12 protein-coding genes and 3 pseudogenes are annotated in these 16,454 nt (G+C 45.3%); 6 read left to right on the plus strand and 9 right to left on the minus strand.

Annotated features, from left to right (window positions below):
- Positions 1-79 precede the first annotated feature (79 nt).
- The 5 genes and pseudogenes from BVU_RS10660 to BVU_RS10680 form a co-directional block, all read right to left on the minus strand.
- Entirely contained in the window at positions 80-4,042 is a 3,963-nt protein-coding gene (locus BVU_RS10660) for a DNA methylase (protein WP_011965449.1), read from the minus strand.
- A gap of 153 nt (positions 4,043-4,195) precedes the next feature.
- Positions 4,196-4,375 carry a hypothetical protein gene (locus BVU_RS22455; RefSeq protein ID WP_032592988.1) on the minus strand — a complete coding sequence of 60 codons (180 nt, stop codon included), beginning with the start codon at positions 4,373-4,375 and terminating at the stop codon, positions 4,196-4,198.
- A complete protein-coding gene (locus BVU_RS10670) occupies positions 4,365-4,811 on the minus strand; it encodes a DUF1896 domain-containing protein (protein WP_011965451.1) in 447 nt (148 codons plus the stop codon). The genes BVU_RS22455 and BVU_RS10670 overlap by 11 nt, the downstream gene beginning before the upstream one ends.
- A gap of 90 nt (positions 4,812-4,901) precedes the next feature.
- Entirely contained in the window at positions 4,902-6,191 is a 1,290-nt protein-coding gene (locus BVU_RS10675; protein WP_011965452.1) for a DUF3945 domain-containing protein, read from the minus strand.
- A 207-nt stretch (positions 6,192-6,398) separates the two neighbouring features.
- Positions 6,399-7,295 (minus strand): annotated as a pseudogene (locus BVU_RS10680) (site-specific integrase); the annotation flags it as partial.
- A gap of 361 nt (positions 7,296-7,656) precedes the next feature.
- Here BVU_RS10680 and BVU_RS10685 point away from each other — a divergent pair.
- On the plus strand, positions 7,657-8,760 hold the full coding sequence (locus BVU_RS10685; protein WP_011965454.1) for an FRG domain-containing protein: 1,104 nt from the start codon (positions 7,657-7,659) through the stop codon (positions 8,758-8,760).
- A 131-nt stretch (positions 8,761-8,891) separates the two neighbouring features.
- On the opposite strand, the pseudogene mobC reads toward BVU_RS10685, so the two are convergent.
- From mobC to BVU_RS21585, 4 genes and pseudogenes are all read right to left on the minus strand, one after another.
- Positions 8,892-10,901: pseudogene (gene mobC, locus BVU_RS10690) on the minus strand (conjugal transfer protein MobC).
- Between the two features lie 45 nt (positions 10,902-10,946).
- Complete coding sequence (gene mobB, locus BVU_RS10695; RefSeq protein ID WP_041174443.1) at positions 10,947-12,122, minus strand: conjugal transfer protein MobB; 1,176 nt, start codon at positions 12,120-12,122, stop codon at positions 10,947-10,949.
- 148 nt (positions 12,123-12,270) lie between these two features.
- A pseudogene (mobA, locus tag BVU_RS22770) lies at positions 12,271-12,705 on the minus strand (conjugal transfer protein MobA).
- Positions 12,706-12,794: 89 nt separating this feature from the next.
- Positions 12,795-13,004, minus strand: coding sequence for a hypothetical protein (locus tag BVU_RS21585; RefSeq protein WP_032844129.1), 210 nt, complete (start codon positions 13,002-13,004; stop codon positions 12,795-12,797).
- 551 nt (positions 13,005-13,555) lie between these two features.
- Between BVU_RS21585 and BVU_RS21590 the strand changes: the two genes are divergently transcribed.
- The 5 genes from BVU_RS21590 (at position 13,556) to BVU_RS10725 (ending at position 16,441) form a co-directional block, all read left to right on the plus strand.
- Positions 13,556-13,750, plus strand: a complete 195-nt coding sequence (locus BVU_RS21590; protein ID WP_080510700.1) for a conjugal transfer protein TraA — start codon at positions 13,556-13,558, stop codon at positions 13,748-13,750.
- A gap of 63 nt (positions 13,751-13,813) precedes the next feature.
- Positions 13,814-14,224: a ParA family protein gene (locus tag BVU_RS10710; protein WP_032844135.1), complete on the plus strand. Its 411-nt coding sequence runs from the start codon at positions 13,814-13,816 to the stop codon at positions 14,222-14,224.
- Positions 14,225-14,226: 2 nt separating this feature from the next.
- The gene (locus BVU_RS10715; protein WP_009040018.1) at positions 14,227-14,721 is read left to right on the plus strand and encodes a DUF3408 domain-containing protein; all 495 of its coding nucleotides are present in this window, start codon (positions 14,227-14,229) and stop codon (positions 14,719-14,721) included.
- A gap of 3 nt (positions 14,722-14,724) precedes the next feature.
- The gene (locus BVU_RS10720) at positions 14,725-15,657 is read left to right on the plus strand and encodes a hypothetical protein (protein WP_011965462.1); all 933 of its coding nucleotides are present in this window, start codon (positions 14,725-14,727) and stop codon (positions 15,655-15,657) included.
- A gap of 328 nt (positions 15,658-15,985) precedes the next feature.
- Positions 15,986-16,441 carry a hypothetical protein gene (locus tag BVU_RS10725; RefSeq protein ID WP_011965463.1) on the plus strand — a complete coding sequence of 152 codons (456 nt, stop codon included), beginning with the start codon at positions 15,986-15,988 and terminating at the stop codon, positions 16,439-16,441.
- Positions 16,442-16,454: the final 13 nt, after the last annotated feature.

Below are 16,454 nucleotides of genomic sequence, written 5' to 3' on the forward strand. Positions count from 1 at the left end.
TATTGTCGGCATATTGCTTGGCGATGATATTACCCTTTCTTACCGCCCGTCCGTTACGCTGTTCCAGGTCGGACGGCCTTCAGGGTATGTCCAGATGATGGATGGCCACGGCACGTTCCTGCGCGTTGACTCCCGTTCCCAGTTTCTGTGTGGACCCGAAAAGGAAACGGATGCGTCCGGAGTTCATATCCTTGAACAGTTCCTTGCGTGCGTTGTCGCTGTTTGCTTCCTGAATGAACTTTATCTGCTTTTCCGGGATATTATGGTCTTCCACGAGCTTGCGCCTTATCTCGCTGTAAATGTTCCACTGGTCAGGCTTATAAGTACTAAGGTCTGAAAAGATGAATTGCGTTCCCTTTTGGTCGAGATATTTATAGTAATACTCCGCAATCTTGGCCGCGCAATGGGATGCCTTGTTACCCGGACTGTCACCATATTCAGGGTCTATCAGCCGCATGTCAAGCGACATCTTGTTCGAGTAGTTGGTGGCTATCAGCATCTGTGCCTTTTCCTCCGCTTCGGACAGAGGCTCCCTGTCTATGTAGGTCGCATCCCCGGTTTCTGCGAACTTTATCAGTTTCTGGATGAAAATCTCCTGCTGGGAAGTGGGCGGTATGTGATACAGTTGCTCGTTGAGTTCCGGCCTGTCAACCCCTACGTCCTCGGCTGTCTTGTAATCGGTTATCTCCGCATAGAAATTGGCGAGTTCCGGCACTTTGATAAAATAGCGGAAACGCTCTTTCTGCACGACCTGGTTGGTTACTGAAAATTCAAAGTCCGTGCTTTTCTTCGCATAGACGGCCGCCCAGCCGTCAAAGCAGGTAATGCCCTGCCGCTCCATTTCCTTCGGACGGAGATATTTGAAAAGGAGATAGAGTTCGGTCAAACTGTTGGAAATGGTCGTACCGGACAAGAATGTGGCTCCCAAGTCCCTGCCCGTGCGTTCCTGTATGGTACGGATGGCGAAGAGCATGTTCATGGCCTTCATGCTTCCTTCGGGATTGCCCATACCGGAAACCCTCGCATGGCGTGTGTTGAACATCAAGTTCTTGAAATTGTGTGATTCATCAACGAAGAGGTGGTCGATGCCCATTTGCCTGAAGTCGGTCACGTCATCCGTCCGGTCTTTTATATCCTGCTCCAGCTTTTCAAGTTTGGCCTCAAGGTTCTCCTTCCTTCTTTCCAGCCCCTTCTTTATCCAGCCGCTCACTTCATTGCCCTGCTGCTCGAATACGGCGAGATTCTCTTCGATACTGTCAATTTCCTGTGTATATATTTCCTGCTGTATTTCGGGAGACTGGGGTATTTTTCCAAACTGGTCGTGTGTCAGGATGATGCAGTCCCAGTTGTTGTTCTTGATGTCATGGAATATTCCGACACGCTTCTCCGGCGTAAAGTCCTCCTTACCCGGATACAGTACTCTGGCATTCGGATAGGCCCTCTTGAACGTGTCGGCTATGTCATGCACATTGCTTTTGAGTCCGATAATCATCGGTTTGTTCGCCAGTCCGAGACGTTTCATCTCAAAGGCGGCCACACACATGATAAGGGTCTTGCCGGTTCCTACTTGATGGTCAATTATCCCGCCGCCGTTCATCTTCAGCATCCATACGGCATTTCTCTGGCTGTCGTACAAATTCGGTATCCCCAATCCTTTCAGGTCAAGGAACGGAAAACTTTGCAGGGAACCGTCATAATCGGGACGCACATAGCAGTTGAACTTGCGGTTGTACATGTCGGCAAGATTCTGCTTGAACTCGGGGAGCTGCTCGTTCAGCCAACCAGTGAAAGCCGACCGAATTTCATTGATTTTGGCATCGGCAAGCTGGATGGCCTCGGCATCCCGTACCTTTATATCATTGCCTTCTTCATCCTGCACGGTTTTTGTTATGTCGGGCACCGTGTTATGCAGCGCATGTTTCAGCAGGTCGTTTCCGTAATAACCTCTTTTTTCCCCTTTCACATAATATCTGTCGGTGATGTTCGCGTTGGTACTCTCGAAGTTCACACTAAACTCGTCGATGGATTCCGTATAATGGATATGGGCCTTTGTCTCAAAGAGGTATCCGGCAAACTCTTCATATACGGACATGGGTATCCAGCGTTCCCCCAGATTGAAGTCAAGCAACTCGAAGCTGATCGGTTCCGGTATGGCTTTTCGCAAGGCTTCCAATGATTTTCTGCTTGCATCATCATCGGGATAGTCTTTCAGGTAGTTCTCTATCCATTCGGCTTTGGCTACCACATTGCCTGCTATGAAACGGTCTTTGATTTCATAGTTCTTCATCATGGGATTGTAGAAGATACGGGTATCCAGTTGTTTGAGCAACTCCTGTATGTCAATTTCACTGAGATTTTCCATATATTCCAGGTTGACCTCTCCGAACTTGTTCAGGGATGCCGCAAGCGCTTCCTGCGGTGTATCCACATGTTTCACTTCACTGGCGTTGAACGATACGGGAACAGAGAATATATCCGCCTTCTGTATCTTGCCGTTAACGGAACGCTCCAATGAGAGTATTTCCCGCCCTCCGGCATCCATCAGCAGGAATTTGGCGTTGTCCTTTCCGTTCAATTCCCTGAACATGCGGTAAAAACTGTCATACCGCTTGACCAGTTCTTCCCGCAGTTCCGGTTGTTCCGTTTCCGTTTCGGCTTCCGTATTGTAGAGGTCATGATAGGCTTCCCGGAGCGGGATGTAGTAGGCGGCCCGGTATTGCTGGGTGACTGTCAGTTTGAGCGGATGGAATTGTATATCGGGAGTGCCCATACCTCTTAAATACCCGTATTGCTCACCCGACTTCACGATGGAACCGTTCTTGTATTCGGGGCGTATCTCCCCGGTAAACGGCCGTGGTTCCATTTCTTTCTTCCGCTCTTCTTCAAATTTTTGTCTGCGCTCCTGCCATTTTGCTTCCGCTGCCGCCCGTTCCCCGGTCATGTCTTCCTGCGTGGCGGCTTCATCATACATATTCTCTTGCGAGAACAGATTGAACATTTCCGGTTCATCCCCTTTCTTTTTGCGGGATGCTGACGGTACCCGGCTTGGGGAAGGCCTGCTTTCCACTGCTTGCACCTCCGCTTCCTCTTCGTCCGCATAGGCGGCAAACAGGTTGAGCATGGGTTCATAGGGTTGTGAGGGACTTTCTTCCCGCACCTCTTGCCGGTGGTTCTCAACCGCTATTTCCAATGGTGTTTCAAATTCCGGTTCAAGACCGGTAGAAACGGCTGGCCGGGATAGATTGGCATCATAGAGTTCCCGGTTAAGATGGTTCTCCACATCTTGCGCCAATAATTGTCTGAGATGTCCAGCGATAGCTTCAATACCACCTGCATGAATAAAATTCATGGCCGGTTGTCCGTACATGTTTTTTCCCATAGATACGGAAGTATGGACGATATGGTCCAAACCGGAGTAGCAGTTGTTGATATTGATGCCGCCGGATACAAGACGGGTTTCAATAAAGTTCCGTTCCTTTTCGGTCAGTTCTGTTTTTTTTGTATTCTTCTGCAATACGATCAGGTCACTGCCCACTTCCGTACCCGCATCAACAAAAAGGTTGTCCGGCAGACGGCTGGCGGAAACAAGATTGGCATGGTTCATCAGCCATTCCCTGACGGGACGGTTCTGTGGAGAGTCCATGACACCCGAAGTCGTGATATAGGCCAGTATCCCGCCTTCGCGTAACGTGTCCATACCTTTGAGAAAGAAATAGTTGTGTACAGCAGCGAGTGAGGATTTACGCACGGTGTCTTCGCTCCGGTCGAAGTTCCTGTCGTAAACTCTGGTATTTTCAAATGGGATATTGGAAGAAACCATATCGAAGTAACCGTTATAATAGGATTGTATGGACTGGAAACCGTCTATGGTCACTCTGCTTTTCGGATAGAGGGATGAGAGTATCTTTCCCGTGAGCTTGTCTTTCTCGAAACAATGAACTTCAGGAATATCTTTCAACCGGCTGATAAACATGCCCGTTCCGGCGGAAGGGTCAAGGAAACGTCCCGGACGGATTTCCGGTACCTGCAAGGATTCCTGCATGGCCGCTACCAACGGTTCCGGTGTGTAAAAGGCTGTGAGAACGGAGCTTTTAAGGCTTTGGACGTATGCCTTGTATTCTTTCTCGTCTTTGGAATACTCCCGCAACAGTTCATGCAACAGCCGGACTTGGGGAAACAGTTCCCTGTCTGTCGTTCATCTTTCAATGTCCGTGTCTTTCTCTGCCGGATTCAGAATGCACTTCAGCCCTCCAAAACCCGAATAACCATTTAATACTTTGCGTGCCTCTTCCGTGAGACAAAACTCCGGACGCATGAATATCCATTCAAGAGCGGCTATGTTGTCCGCCAGATGTTGTCGTTTGTTATATGCCATATTTTTCGATATAAGATTGTATGAAACCTGTAAGTTCAATGGTAAGCGTATGATAGGACGGGGATGATTCAAACCGGTCATCTATGGGGTATTTGTTGAACACCGCTTCTGCGGGTGGCAATACTTTCAGACAGAAACCCGTCCGTTTTTCGGGCCGTACTTCGGGAAACCACTCCGACACGACCTCGAAAACCGTATCGAATCTGGAAAAGCGCAAGTCCTGATAGAGAACGGCTTCGACCAGTTGCAAAGCCTGCATAACGGATAAACCGTCACGTATGGCACGTTCATAACCGGCTGCCGCCTCGTCGGTCCGCGTTCGGACAAGTTCTTTGTCACCGGCAATATGCGGATGGCTTTCCTTTAAATAAAGAAGGAGAGTCGTCTCAAAATAGGACAATTCTCCGGTTGCGGTATTTTTATCTTGCATAGTCATTTGCTATCGCTTTAAAATATTAATTTGATATTAAACATATACCCGGCTACCATAAAAGAGAACCGGGTATATATTTGATGTAAACATCTATTACATGACTGAAAGGCTCTTTTTTGACTGTGCCTTTACAGATGCCACATGGCGGGATGCCTGCTGTTTCACCTCTTTTTTCTTGTCGTTCTTCTTTCCTTCAACAGTTGGTTTGTATTCACGGGCGTTGCGTCCTATCAGCAGTTGGTTACTCTTGTTGCTGAAACGTACATCATCGGAAAACACCCTGCCTTTGTAGCGCATATTCTCAATGAACACCATTTCATGGTTCTGGAGCATCTTCTTCTGTTCAGGTGTGATTTTGGCACCCATGATAGTGTCGTTGACCTTCAGTTGTTCGCCGGACTGCTTGAATGCGATGTCCATAATTCTCGGATCGACGAAAGCTACACCTGAAAGCAGCGTGTCGTTTTTGCGCTGTATGTCGTTGATGGGAAGCTGTCCGCCTGACGCAAGAATTTGCTTCTGTTTGTCATCCAGCCTTTTTCCGTAGATATAATCGGGTATCTTGATGGCATCCACCGGCATGGTAATGATACGGTTGCTCGGTTCATGGAAGGACACATAACAGTTACAGACCGTTCCCGTATGGGTATCTTTCATCTCCTTGATTGCCCCCAAAGTTCCGGTGTCTTTAAGCGACTGCTTTTCCTCGTCGGTGAATACTCCTTTATAGGCAGGCAGGTCATACTGCGGTTTATCGAGCCTGCTTAGAGTTTTCAGTTGTACTTTGCCGTCCTCCCCTTTGACACAGAGGAAACAGGCTTCTCCCATATCCTTCTTTTCTCCGTTCACTTCCTTGCTGATGGGGAAGGCCATGGAAGTAATCCTTCCTTTCAGCATCTCACCCATGCAGTGGTTGTCAAAGAGTAATTGCTTGTCAACTCCCAGTGCGGCGAGTTCTTTCCACGGAAGTTGGTGTTCATCGAACTTATACCGACGGGCAAGTTTGGCGATGCGCCCTTCATCATTGAGCTCGCTATTCTCCACCAGTTTTTTACCTTCCGCTCCGGGGTCTTCCCCTTTTCGGATCTGGACCACGGCATTCAGTGTCTTTTCCAAAAGGACGAGAGGTACGAGGAAGAAACTGAAACTCGTGGGATTGTTGTACTGGTTCTTGAAATTCGTGAAGAACAGTTCCAGCGGTGAGGTACGGTCCAGTTTTAGGAAGCTGCTGCTGTTCTTCTTGTCGGGTGGTACGATTTCGAGACTGCCGTCCTGCTCGTTCATTTTGGAAACGACTGCGGTCTTGTTCGTTCGCTTGTCAAGGATGGCCATTACATGTTCGTCCTGACTCTGTTCTTGTTGTTCTTGCTTTTTCTTAGCCATAAAATCAATAATTTAAGTGATACAATAATTAATCAATACCGGGTAAACTTTAGCCCGTCGGTGCGAATGTAGAGGTTTAATTGATAGGTTATTATGGTTTTATTTGTGTAAGGCATAGATGGCGGCGATTGGCGAGAAATGTCCGATTGGAATAATGAATACTTTTTAAATTTTTGCTTTTAGATAAAAGATGTATATTTGTATAAAAATGTCAAGCAGGCGGATGTTAGACACCACGCCCGTCTTCTGGCGGTTGATGTTTATCCACTCGTGTTCATCGAAGTAGGTGCGGATGTTCTCTTCCGTCAAATTGCGCATATCGGCGAATGACAAGCCCGTGAAGGCGCAGAACAGGTAGAGGTCGCGGTATAGTTCCTGTTTGGCGTTCTTCAGTTTACCTTCCATCAGCAGGCGGATTTCGTCTTTGGTCAGGAAACTGCGTGTCGTTTCCTCCTTCTTGATTTCATACTCCCTGAACGGGTCGCGTGTGAGCCATTCGTTGTTGATGGCGATGAACACCATCGTCCGAAGTGGGCATACATACAGCCACACGGTATTGGTGCAGCAGTGTTTGTCCGTGCGCAGAAACATCTCGAAGTCGGAAATGAAAGCGGGGGTAAGCTCTTTCAACGCGATGTCCTTCACGTGGTAACGGATGTTGAGAAACTCTTGCAGGTGCTTGTAAACGGTCTTGTACTTCAAGAGTGTGCCTTTGGCTTTCATGCCTGCTTCCACCTGCTTGGCATAGTCCTCGTTGTGTTGCTGGAACACCTGCATCAGCGTGTGATAGCGGTGTTCCAGTCCGAGAAAGGCGTTCTTCACCTTCTCTGCCGTGACGAAGTTGTCACGCTCCATGATTTCCTGATAGTGCTTGTTGATGCGCACCCGCATCTTGTCAAGCATGCGGTTCGTTTCGAGTGCCGCCGTGCTTCTGCCCGTGACACGTCCCCCTTTGGTGTCCCACAACTTGGGATCGATGGTCAGTTTGCAACTGAATTGCGTCTGGCTGCCGTCCACCGTGATGCGTCCCATGACGGGAACCGTCCCGTCTTTTTTCACTACCTGACGTTTGAGGTAGTAAATAACTGAAAATGTACTCTTCATCGTCCTTAATTTTTTTGTTCAAAATTAGTTGGTGAAGAGCCCTCCTCTGATACGCAAATTGCGGAAGAACGGCGCAATCTTTTTTCGTTACCGGATTTTTTGCGTGAGTTGTCAGTAACTCACTAATCCTTAAAGCCTTGTTTCGTTATTCGTGTCCATTTCGTCACCTATTGAGCGTGGTTACGAACAAGTAACGTAGCTCCGTCTTGATTTGGCTTCGGCGTGGATTGAAATGGCTCTCGGAATAATTGGCAGCGTAAATGAAACCCCTGTAAATCAAATCCATTACCATATTCTTCCGCATTTCACTTTTTTGTAGTAACTTTGTTGTACAAAGAAGCTAACTTTAAATTACTTATATATGAAATCTATAAAACCTCAATTAACCGCTGTACTATTAGCTCATACTATTCCTGATAGAGTTGCATCTGATGATGGATTAATTGTGAATAGTTATAAAGAACTTAGAAAGTATGTAGCGGAATTATCCTGTAAAAATAAAGATTGTATCTTATTCTATAGGGGACAAAAGGAAGATTATAAAAATAGTAAAAGTAAATCAACCTTTTATCCTACTATATATAGAGGGGAACCCTTATCTGCTGATGAACTTGCTTTTCGCTGGAGAAAATTAAAATCGGCAAGTAAATTATTAGTAGATAAGATTAAAGCTGAAAAGATAAGCGAAAAAGATTTATTAATTAGAAAAAAACTGCTGCAATGGAGTATTATTCAACATTATGAAGTAACCGAAACTCCTTTGATAGATGTTACTCAATCTTTAAGAGTTGCTTGTTCTTTCGCCCAATTAGATAATGCTAATAATTATGCTTATATATATGCGTTCGCTTTACCATATTATACAAATAGAATTTCTGTAAATTCAGAGCAATATTTAACGAACATAAGATTGTTAAGTGTCGCTCCACCTGAAGCACTGAGACCATATTTTCAGGAAGGCTTTCTCATTGGTGAAGATGAAATAAATGAAACTTATACAAATAAATCAGAATTAGACTTGAATAACCGTTTAATTGCCAAATTTAAAATTCCTAATAATAATAATTTCTGGGGAATTTCAGAGAAAGCAATATGTAGGGATGATTTATATCCTGACAATGATAAAATGGATGATATATGTCAGGAAATTAAGGCGGAACTTTACAATAATATTCTACCTAATGAAGTACCATTATCTGATATGGAATTTGGCAGTTTTATGTTGTCTTGGACAAAGTTAGAAGAATTGCTTATGCATAATTATTGTACAACAAGCTCCAATAGGCCTACTGTTTTAAATGCAATTCAAAATATAGCAGATCAAAATTTACGTAATAAATTAAATAAAATGAGAAATTTACGTAATTTACTTGTACACAATCCAAAAGGCTTTGGCGAAAAGATGAGAGCTTCTATTTTAGGTATAGACATGTTACTCAAAGATTTGCAAGATTATTATAAATAATAGTGATTGTTAGTGAGAAATATAATAGTTGTGTATCAAACTATTTGTTAATAATATTACGGTAACTATAATATTAATACTAAATAAATATTATAGTTACCGTAAGTTGTTAGTTTATTGAAATACTATAGTTACATTTCATTGTTCAATAAATATTTGAGTTCCGGGTCGTTCTCTATGCGGATCAGTTCGTTCTCCACCAATTCAACAATATCCTGTTTGATTTGCCGATAGTTGGCCTGTATCTGCTGCTCCATTGTATCGTTACCGTTCTCGTCCAGAAAACTGCTGATTTCGGGTATGGGCTGGTAGGCCGCCGTCTCTTTCTGTACGGCTTCATTGTCAACAACTATCTGCGCATGGAAAATTTTCTGTTCTATTGTCTCTCCGAAGTTGTCTGCTACGGCACCGACAAACATACCTTGCGAGAGTGTACTGATTTTGGATGCAGGTATCAGACTGTCCAGTTGCGTGTTGATGGAAGTGGACGTATCGTTGCGGTTGATGCTCATGGACTCTCTTTTTTGCAGGATTTTCCCAAATCTTTCCGACAAGGTTTTGGCCGTTTCACCCACTACCTGACCGCTAAAAACATTGCCCACAGTTGACATAATTACGGCGGCCTCCTTGTCTCCGTAGTCGCGCTTTAACTGGCTGAAATCCTGAAAACCTAACACAACCGCGACCTTGTTGCTTCGTGCCGTGGCAATCAGATTATCCAGACCTTTAAAGAAGATGGTCGGTAACTCGTCAATAATCACACAACTTTTCAGTTGTTTCTTCTTATTTATCAGCTTAACAATACGGGAGTTATAGAGTCCCAGTGCTGCTCCATAGATTGAAATTCTATCGGGATTGTTGCCCACACATAATACTTTCGGTTCTTTGGGATTATTAATATCCAACGTAAAATCACTGCCGGACATTACCCAATAGAGTTGCGGACTTATCAGTCTGGATAACGGGATTTTAGCGCTTGCAATCTGGCCCTGGAGCTGCTCACTCGCTCCGCCTTTCCATGCGTCAATGAACGGGCTGAGATAGTTCTCCAAATCGGGATAACTTGTCAGAATGGTAAAGACGTCTTCATACCTTTTATTAAGCAATTCAATAGCATGTGGGAACGTACAGAACTTGCCACCTTCATAGATTTTCAAAAACCATATTATCGCCGTAAACAAGACAATCGGGGATTCCACGAAGAAGTCCCCCTGCTTTTGCACCCACGACTTATTGAGGTTGAGCATGATGGTGTACGACGATTCGTAAGCATCTGAAATATCCGTCATCAGTTCCGGTGCCAATGGATTACAACGGTGGCTTTTCCTCGGATTATCGAAATTGATCACATAAAATTTAGGTGGAACCTTATAGCGGTATCTGTACTTGAGCAGATGGTTATAAGCGATAACCGACAGGTCATCAAACTTAAAATCATATATATAGAGCGCATAGGATTTCTCTATAGTCTGCTTTATAAACTGGTTGACAATGGCATAGGACTTCCCGCTGCCCGGTGTTCCCAATATCATTGTCGCTCGAAAAATATTAACAAGGTTGATAAATCCGTTGTAAGTCTTCCCTCTGTACCAGAATTTGGTCGGTAGATTGACGGAATATTCGTTTTCCATAAGGCGAGTTTCCTGCATGAACGATTCATTCTCAGTATTGAAAACGTCCTCCAGTAAATTGTTCTTCAACAGACGGCTTATCCACAATCCTGATGCCAACAGACTGAAAAAGCCGCCGACCAATGTCGTGGTATAAAGTATGGCGCATACACCGGATGATGCGTCAATGGACAGCAACCACCAGTTCAGGAAAAAGAGTATGGCACCCGCTATGGCCGCAATAATTATTTTCCTTCATGTGATTTCATGCTTCTTCACTCCCTTGTTGCCCATGCAGGACAGACCGAGGAAAAGGACACAAAACAGTTTTGTGTAAAGCAAAGATGAAAATAGTCCGGTGGTACGTTGGAAATTTGATAGTATTTTATCCACTATGCCAAGCGTTCAGCCCATTTCATGCAGTCAGCCGTAACAAAACCAATAGATGTGTATCGCCAAAAATAAAAAACTGATGGCCCGCATAAAGTCTGTGACTTTGGCAAGACCTCTTAAATCATCTTCATTCTGCATAATTGTAACTATTAAAATTAAACTTCTTGTTCTATACCTTTTATATTATAGCCTACGCCTGCGCTTCTTCTTTTTCTTGCGTCCATAGCGGAAAGCCGGATCAATGTACTCGTGTGTATGGTCATCTTCCATAAGTACGGAGAAAATGTCAACGGCACCGAGTGCGGATGTGTCAATCAGACTTTCGGAAGTTTCCGGCTGCCGGTGGTATTGTTGTTCCTGCCGTTCTTCAGTCTCTTTTCTTTCCTCCCGTTCCGTATCTCTGTCTTGCCGGGATACTTCCTGTCCGGTTGGTGGTATCAACCTCTCACGGTCTGCCTCCGGATTATTGAACAGTTCGTTGAACACATTGGCAGAAAAGGGTTTTCCCAAACGCGAGCCGTTGAACACTGTCCGACTGGTATGGTCTATGAAAGTGATGCCGTACAGGCGTCCTTCGGGATTGATACGGTAAACCACTTCTATATCCGCCTCTTTCAGCCTGCGGGCAAAATCTTCTTTCGTGCCGATGTCCTGCATGGCTTTGGTGATTTCCTGCCTTGTCCTTTCTGGGAGGTTGTCCTTTTTCACCTTTTCAGCGGAAGCGGCAAACTTCTTTTGCAGTGCTTCATAACCGAATACCTTGCCGAACTTACTGGATTTGAAAGGTGTTCCCACCTGCTGTCCGTTATCATCCAAAGCTCCGTACATGATACCGTGGTATTCCTTTCCGTCCACACTTCCCCTTACCTCGTAAACAGTGATGTTATACAAATTCAGAAGGGTGTTGTATTCGCCAAGTGAATGACAGTTGTAACATTCCAGCAAGGTACGGGCGGTATGCTTTGCTTGCGCTTTCACGTCACCTTTCGGATAATCCACTTTTTGCAAGGCCAACAGTTCCCGCTCACCGTGTTCTCCGAGTGTGGGATGAAGCCCGTACTTCACTTCCATTTCACGACAGATGTTCTGTGCCCGGACGGCTTCCCGGTTGTGGTCTATCTTTTCTCCTTTCTCGTTGATGCGTACCGAAACGATGTGCACGTGTTTGCGGTCGATGTCTTCGTGCAGCCAAACTATATAGGGCTGGTTCCCGTAACCGAACTTTTCCATAAACTCCTGCGCCAGTATGGTCATCTGCTCTTCCGAAAGAATGTCCTTCGGGGAGGGATTCAATGAGATATGGATAACCGGTTTTCTGACGTGTGAATTGAGTGCAATGTAAGGTTCGAAAGCCTGCACGCAGTTTTCAATTGGAACATTCCCCGAAGTGTCAGCCGCAATTTTCGGATGTCACAATACCTTTGCCGTACCGTCATCCACCTTTATCTTATTGTAGGCAATCACTCCATAGAATGAACTGCCTGATGTAATATTCGGCACCATAATATTATTCCTTTTTAGTGAGATATTCCTTATCGAACCGCTTTGTCAGTTCGATAATCTGTTTGCAGAGTTCCTCCAGTTTGCGGGTTTCTTCAGCAAGTTTATAAAGAAACGCAAGCGATTTCTTTTCCCCGTAAATGGTATGGATGGTCTTTACACATTGGTTGTAGTTGTTTCCTATCCTTCGGAACTGTTGATAGAAAGCAGTTAATTGGGCATAATACTCCTGCGCTTCCTTATCAATCTTCACTACCTTGAACTCTCAACCGAAGATGCGAGCAAAGATAAATTCAGCTTTGTTCTTCATGCCGGATTGTTCGAACATGGAGATAAACTTTTCGTCTTCCTCGTCATTTAGACAGAGGTAATAACGGTGCGTGCGTGGATCGGCCAGCACCTTGCGCCCTGCGGCGCCACGGATTCTTGTTTCATCTTTCATAACATGAATAATTTAGGAAGTTCGACTTGGAAGAACTGACATCCCCGAAAGCACTTTCGGGGCGAGACTTTCAGCGGGTGGAAATATTTTCAACCGCTGAAAGTACACCTCGCTATATGCTGACGCATATTAAAATCCGGCTGGGCCGGATTAAAGGTCTGAAGGGTTTGTTTTACGTTCTCTCTTCGAGAACGGGCTGCGCTCTCCCGGCGACAAAGGTAGATAGTTTTTTCGTTATGGTCATTATCAGGCATCACGCCAACAGCCGCCAACAAATGACTTTGAAACCACAGGTACATTACGGATGCTCTTTTTGAGGTTTATTTGCAGTCGGATAGTTATTTAGCTACTTATCCGGACAGATAAAAAGATGGTTATCAGGATAACTATGCGGACGGTTTTCTATCTGAATGGCTTTTTGTCTGAATAGCCATTTGATTAAGTAAGTTTTCAGATAAGCGTTCATAAGGCTATCTATCCGCTTATACAGCCATACATATATAAAGATGTATAGACAAGAATGTGAATATTCGGATAAATGGACAGGTAAATAGATTATTAGCTAAATACTTAGATAAACAACCGGATAGCTATGTGGCTACATAGCTATGTAAGTATGTAGCTAAATAGACAAATAGCTTCATAGCTAAGTAGCTATATAGCTAAACTGATAATGAAATGAATGAACGGATAGGTGTCTATCCGCTAAACTATCAATAAATCAAATTATTCACTTAAATTAGGAACAATGGAAAAGAGAATGAAAACATTATTCGTTTCGTTCGCTACCCAGAAAGGTGGCGTGGGTAAATCAACATTCACCATTTATGCGGCATCGTGACTGCATTATGTGAAAGGACTGAATGTAGCTGTGGTGGATTGTGACTATCCGCAGCACTCAATCATCAAACAGAAAAAGCGGGATATGGAAGTGGTGAAGACCACACCCGTTTATCAGAACCTCTTGGTGGAGCAGACCGGGCGGTTGAAGAAAAAGGCTTATCCGGTCATTGGAAGTACCCCGCCGGATTGTATGACTGACTGAAGGAGATTTGAAGGGAAATCGGACATACATTATGACATGGTACTGTTCGACCTGCCCGGAACTATGGGTAGCGACGGGGTTATCGCTGCAATTAGTGCGCTCGATTATCTGTTCGTGCCGATAAAGGCAGACCGTCTTGTGCTGGAAAGCACGCTGAACTTTGCCACCACCATTAATGACCGGCTGATAAAGACCGGCGTGTCCGCACTGAAAGGTCTTCATCTATTCTGGAACATGGTTGACCGCAGGGAACGCACGACATTGTATGATGTGTATCAGCAAGGTTTTTCCCTGTTAGGGCTGGATTGTCTCAAAACACGTATTCCCGTGCGCAGTAACTTTACCAAGGACTTGTCCGCTATGGGCGGCCCCGTTTACCGGAGTACGCTGTTCTCTCCCGATGCGGCATTCACCAAAGAGTGCGGCTTCGATACGTTTATGGATGAAATCATATCTGTACTTAAAACCGAATAGTCATGGCAAAGAAAACAAGCGGACAAAATCCGGTGGATGAAGCGTACCTGCGCAGCCTGATGGCAGGGGTTCCTTCGGAGCCTCCTTTATCATCTGTACCTTCAACCGGCGGAGGTAATGGCGAAAATAGAGAAACCGCTTTATCCGATGAGAAAGGAAAAGCGGATGGCACTGCAAATGAAACAGTCAGGGATGTTTCCGATGCAGGTGGTGCCGACCGTTCGGAAGTGGTTACGGAAAAAACGTCACCGAAAACGATTCGCACGGCTCTGGCTGACTTTATACGCAGATTCCTCACCCCTTATAAATGTGAAGGCAGACAGGGGGTATATATAGACAAGGAACTGCACCAGAAAATATCAGTCATCGTGGGCATTGCCGGAAAACGGCAGTTGACGGTAGGAAACTACATAGACAATGTATTGAAGGAGCATTTCGAGAAACATGCGGATGAGGTGAAGACCTATTTACAAAAGAGTTATAACAAAATATTTTAGGGTATGAATATACAATCAGGTTACTATGAAGCCGGAATCGCTCTGTTCTGGCTATTGTTCGCCTATCTGTTCATGGATAAGTTCCTGTTCAAGGGACAGCTTGGCGAAATATGTTTCGGAAAGGCACGCCGCCGCATGGCAAAAGCTCTGCGGGGCGTTGCCGGATGGTTCGATCCGGTGAAAGAGGAACAGAAAAAAGGGCGCAGGCGCTCGAAAGGGAAAGCGGAAAAGAAAGACGTTCTGGTAGCGCCGGAGTCTGAAAAGAGGAATGTCACGACCGCAAAAACGGAAATGAAGGATGACGAAAAGGTAGAAGCTAAGAAAAAAGCAGAAGGCAAAAATATGGAAAAACCTCCCCAAAAACGCTCTGAAACGGACAGTCTTGTCGTTACAAAAAGCTACGGGATACGTCAACGGCCGCCAATAAACGTCACCGGTTCCGGAACTATTGCAGGTAAAGAAAATGCCTCTACTTTTGCTGGCAGAAACGAAGATACAGCGCCACAAAAGGTAGCACAAGTGCCGCCGGAGCGCATTCCGGAACTGTTCCGGGACAAGCGCGTGGAAGAGTGGAGGGCTTCTTCGGATGAGAGTTCCGGCAAGCCGGATGGCGATAGCGGACAGGGAGGAAACGGTGACGAAGTGGATACAGATGAGTTGAACGAGGAACTGGATGATTTGAACTGTATCCGCGAAGAGTATTCGGGCGAGGCAACCGGCATAGGGCCGGAAGAGATTGACCTGATTATCGACCTCTGCAACGGCAAGGATATTCCGACAGACAAACGATTGTCCCTTTTAAGGGCGATCCACCATATCAAAGATACGCAGATTGAACGCTCGATACTGGAAAGTATCAATGGCAGCGACAGCCGTATCAGCAAATTTCTGGATGAAGCCGAGCAAATGGGCGGGGCTGCTCCGGACAGAGATTAACCAATTAAAAAAGGAGGTAACAATGACAAGAGGTTATTTTGATACGGGTTGACAGCCCGTATCACCTTAAAGAGAGAAATTCGCTATGGTATTAATGACTGAATAAACCAACAAAACCATGTATATGACTTATTTCGATTCGGGTTGATAAATGGATGTTCCCGCCTGGTAAGGGAACACTCCAATCAAGAAGAGACAATACCTTTGGTAACTTACTTATAAAACAGAATGGCTATGACAAAAGGCTATTACGATTCGGGATGACAGACCGCCTGCGGCATTCACCCGGTAAGGCAACAAGAACTATTCACCATTAAATTTTATCCGTATGAATATAGGACTGGTAGATGTGGACGGACATAACTTCCCCAATTTTGCGCTGATGCGCCTTTCAGCTTATTACAAGGCAAAAGGGCATCGGGTGGAATGGGCAGAACCGACGGGACGGTATGATAAGGTGCTGGCAAGCAAAGTGTTCACTTTTAGTTCTGACTATGATTACAATCTGCTGGATGCGAAGGAAATCATAAAGGGCGGAACGGGATATGATATTGCCGGCAGGCTTCCCGAAGCTGTGGAAAACAGCCGGATGATGGATTATTCCATTTACCCCCAATATCCTTTTTCCCTTCAGTTCTTTTCAAGGGGCTGCATCCGTAAATGCCCCTTCTGTCTCGTCCGTGGGAAGGAAGGATACATTCAGGCCGTGGAGCCGGTGGAGCTGAACCCGAAAGGGAAATGGATTGAGGTGCTGGATAACAATTTCTTTGCCAATCCGCAGTGAAGATCGGCGGTAG

This window comes from Phocaeicola vulgatus ATCC 8482, from assembly GCF_000012825.1.
In the GTDB taxonomy this organism is placed as follows: Bacteria; Bacteroidota; Bacteroidia; order Bacteroidales; family Bacteroidaceae; genus Phocaeicola; species Phocaeicola vulgatus.

Excerpts from the sequence above, each read along its gene's own strand:
- BVU_RS10660 (WP_011965449.1), bottom strand. The coding sequence starts at position 4,042 with ATGCAGGAATCCTTGCAGGTACCGGAAATCCGTCCGGGACGTTTCCTT.
- BVU_RS22455 (WP_032592988.1), bottom strand. The coding sequence starts at position 4,375 with ATGGCATATAACAAACGACAACATCTGGCGGACAACATAGCCGCTCTT.
- BVU_RS10670 (WP_011965451.1), bottom strand. The coding sequence starts at position 4,811 with ATGACTATGCAAGATAAAAATACCGCAACCGGAGAATTGTCCTATTTT.
- BVU_RS10675 (WP_011965452.1), bottom strand. The coding sequence starts at position 6,191 with ATGGCTAAGAAAAAGCAAGAACAACAAGAACAGAGTCAGGACGAACAT.
- BVU_RS10685 (WP_011965454.1), top strand. The coding sequence starts at position 7,657 with ATGAAATCTATAAAACCTCAATTAACCGCTGTACTATTAGCTCATACT.
- BVU_RS21585 (WP_032844129.1), bottom strand. The coding sequence starts at position 13,004 with ATGTACCTGTGGTTTCAAAGTCATTTGTTGGCGGCTGTTGGCGTGATG.
- BVU_RS10710 (WP_032844135.1), top strand. The coding sequence starts at position 13,814 with ATGGGTAGCGACGGGGTTATCGCTGCAATTAGTGCGCTCGATTATCTG.
- BVU_RS10715 (WP_009040018.1), top strand. The coding sequence starts at position 14,227 with ATGGCAAAGAAAACAAGCGGACAAAATCCGGTGGATGAAGCGTACCTG.
- BVU_RS10720 (WP_011965462.1), top strand. The coding sequence starts at position 14,725 with ATGAATATACAATCAGGTTACTATGAAGCCGGAATCGCTCTGTTCTGG.
- BVU_RS10725 (WP_011965463.1), top strand. The coding sequence starts at position 15,986 with ATGAATATAGGACTGGTAGATGTGGACGGACATAACTTCCCCAATTTT.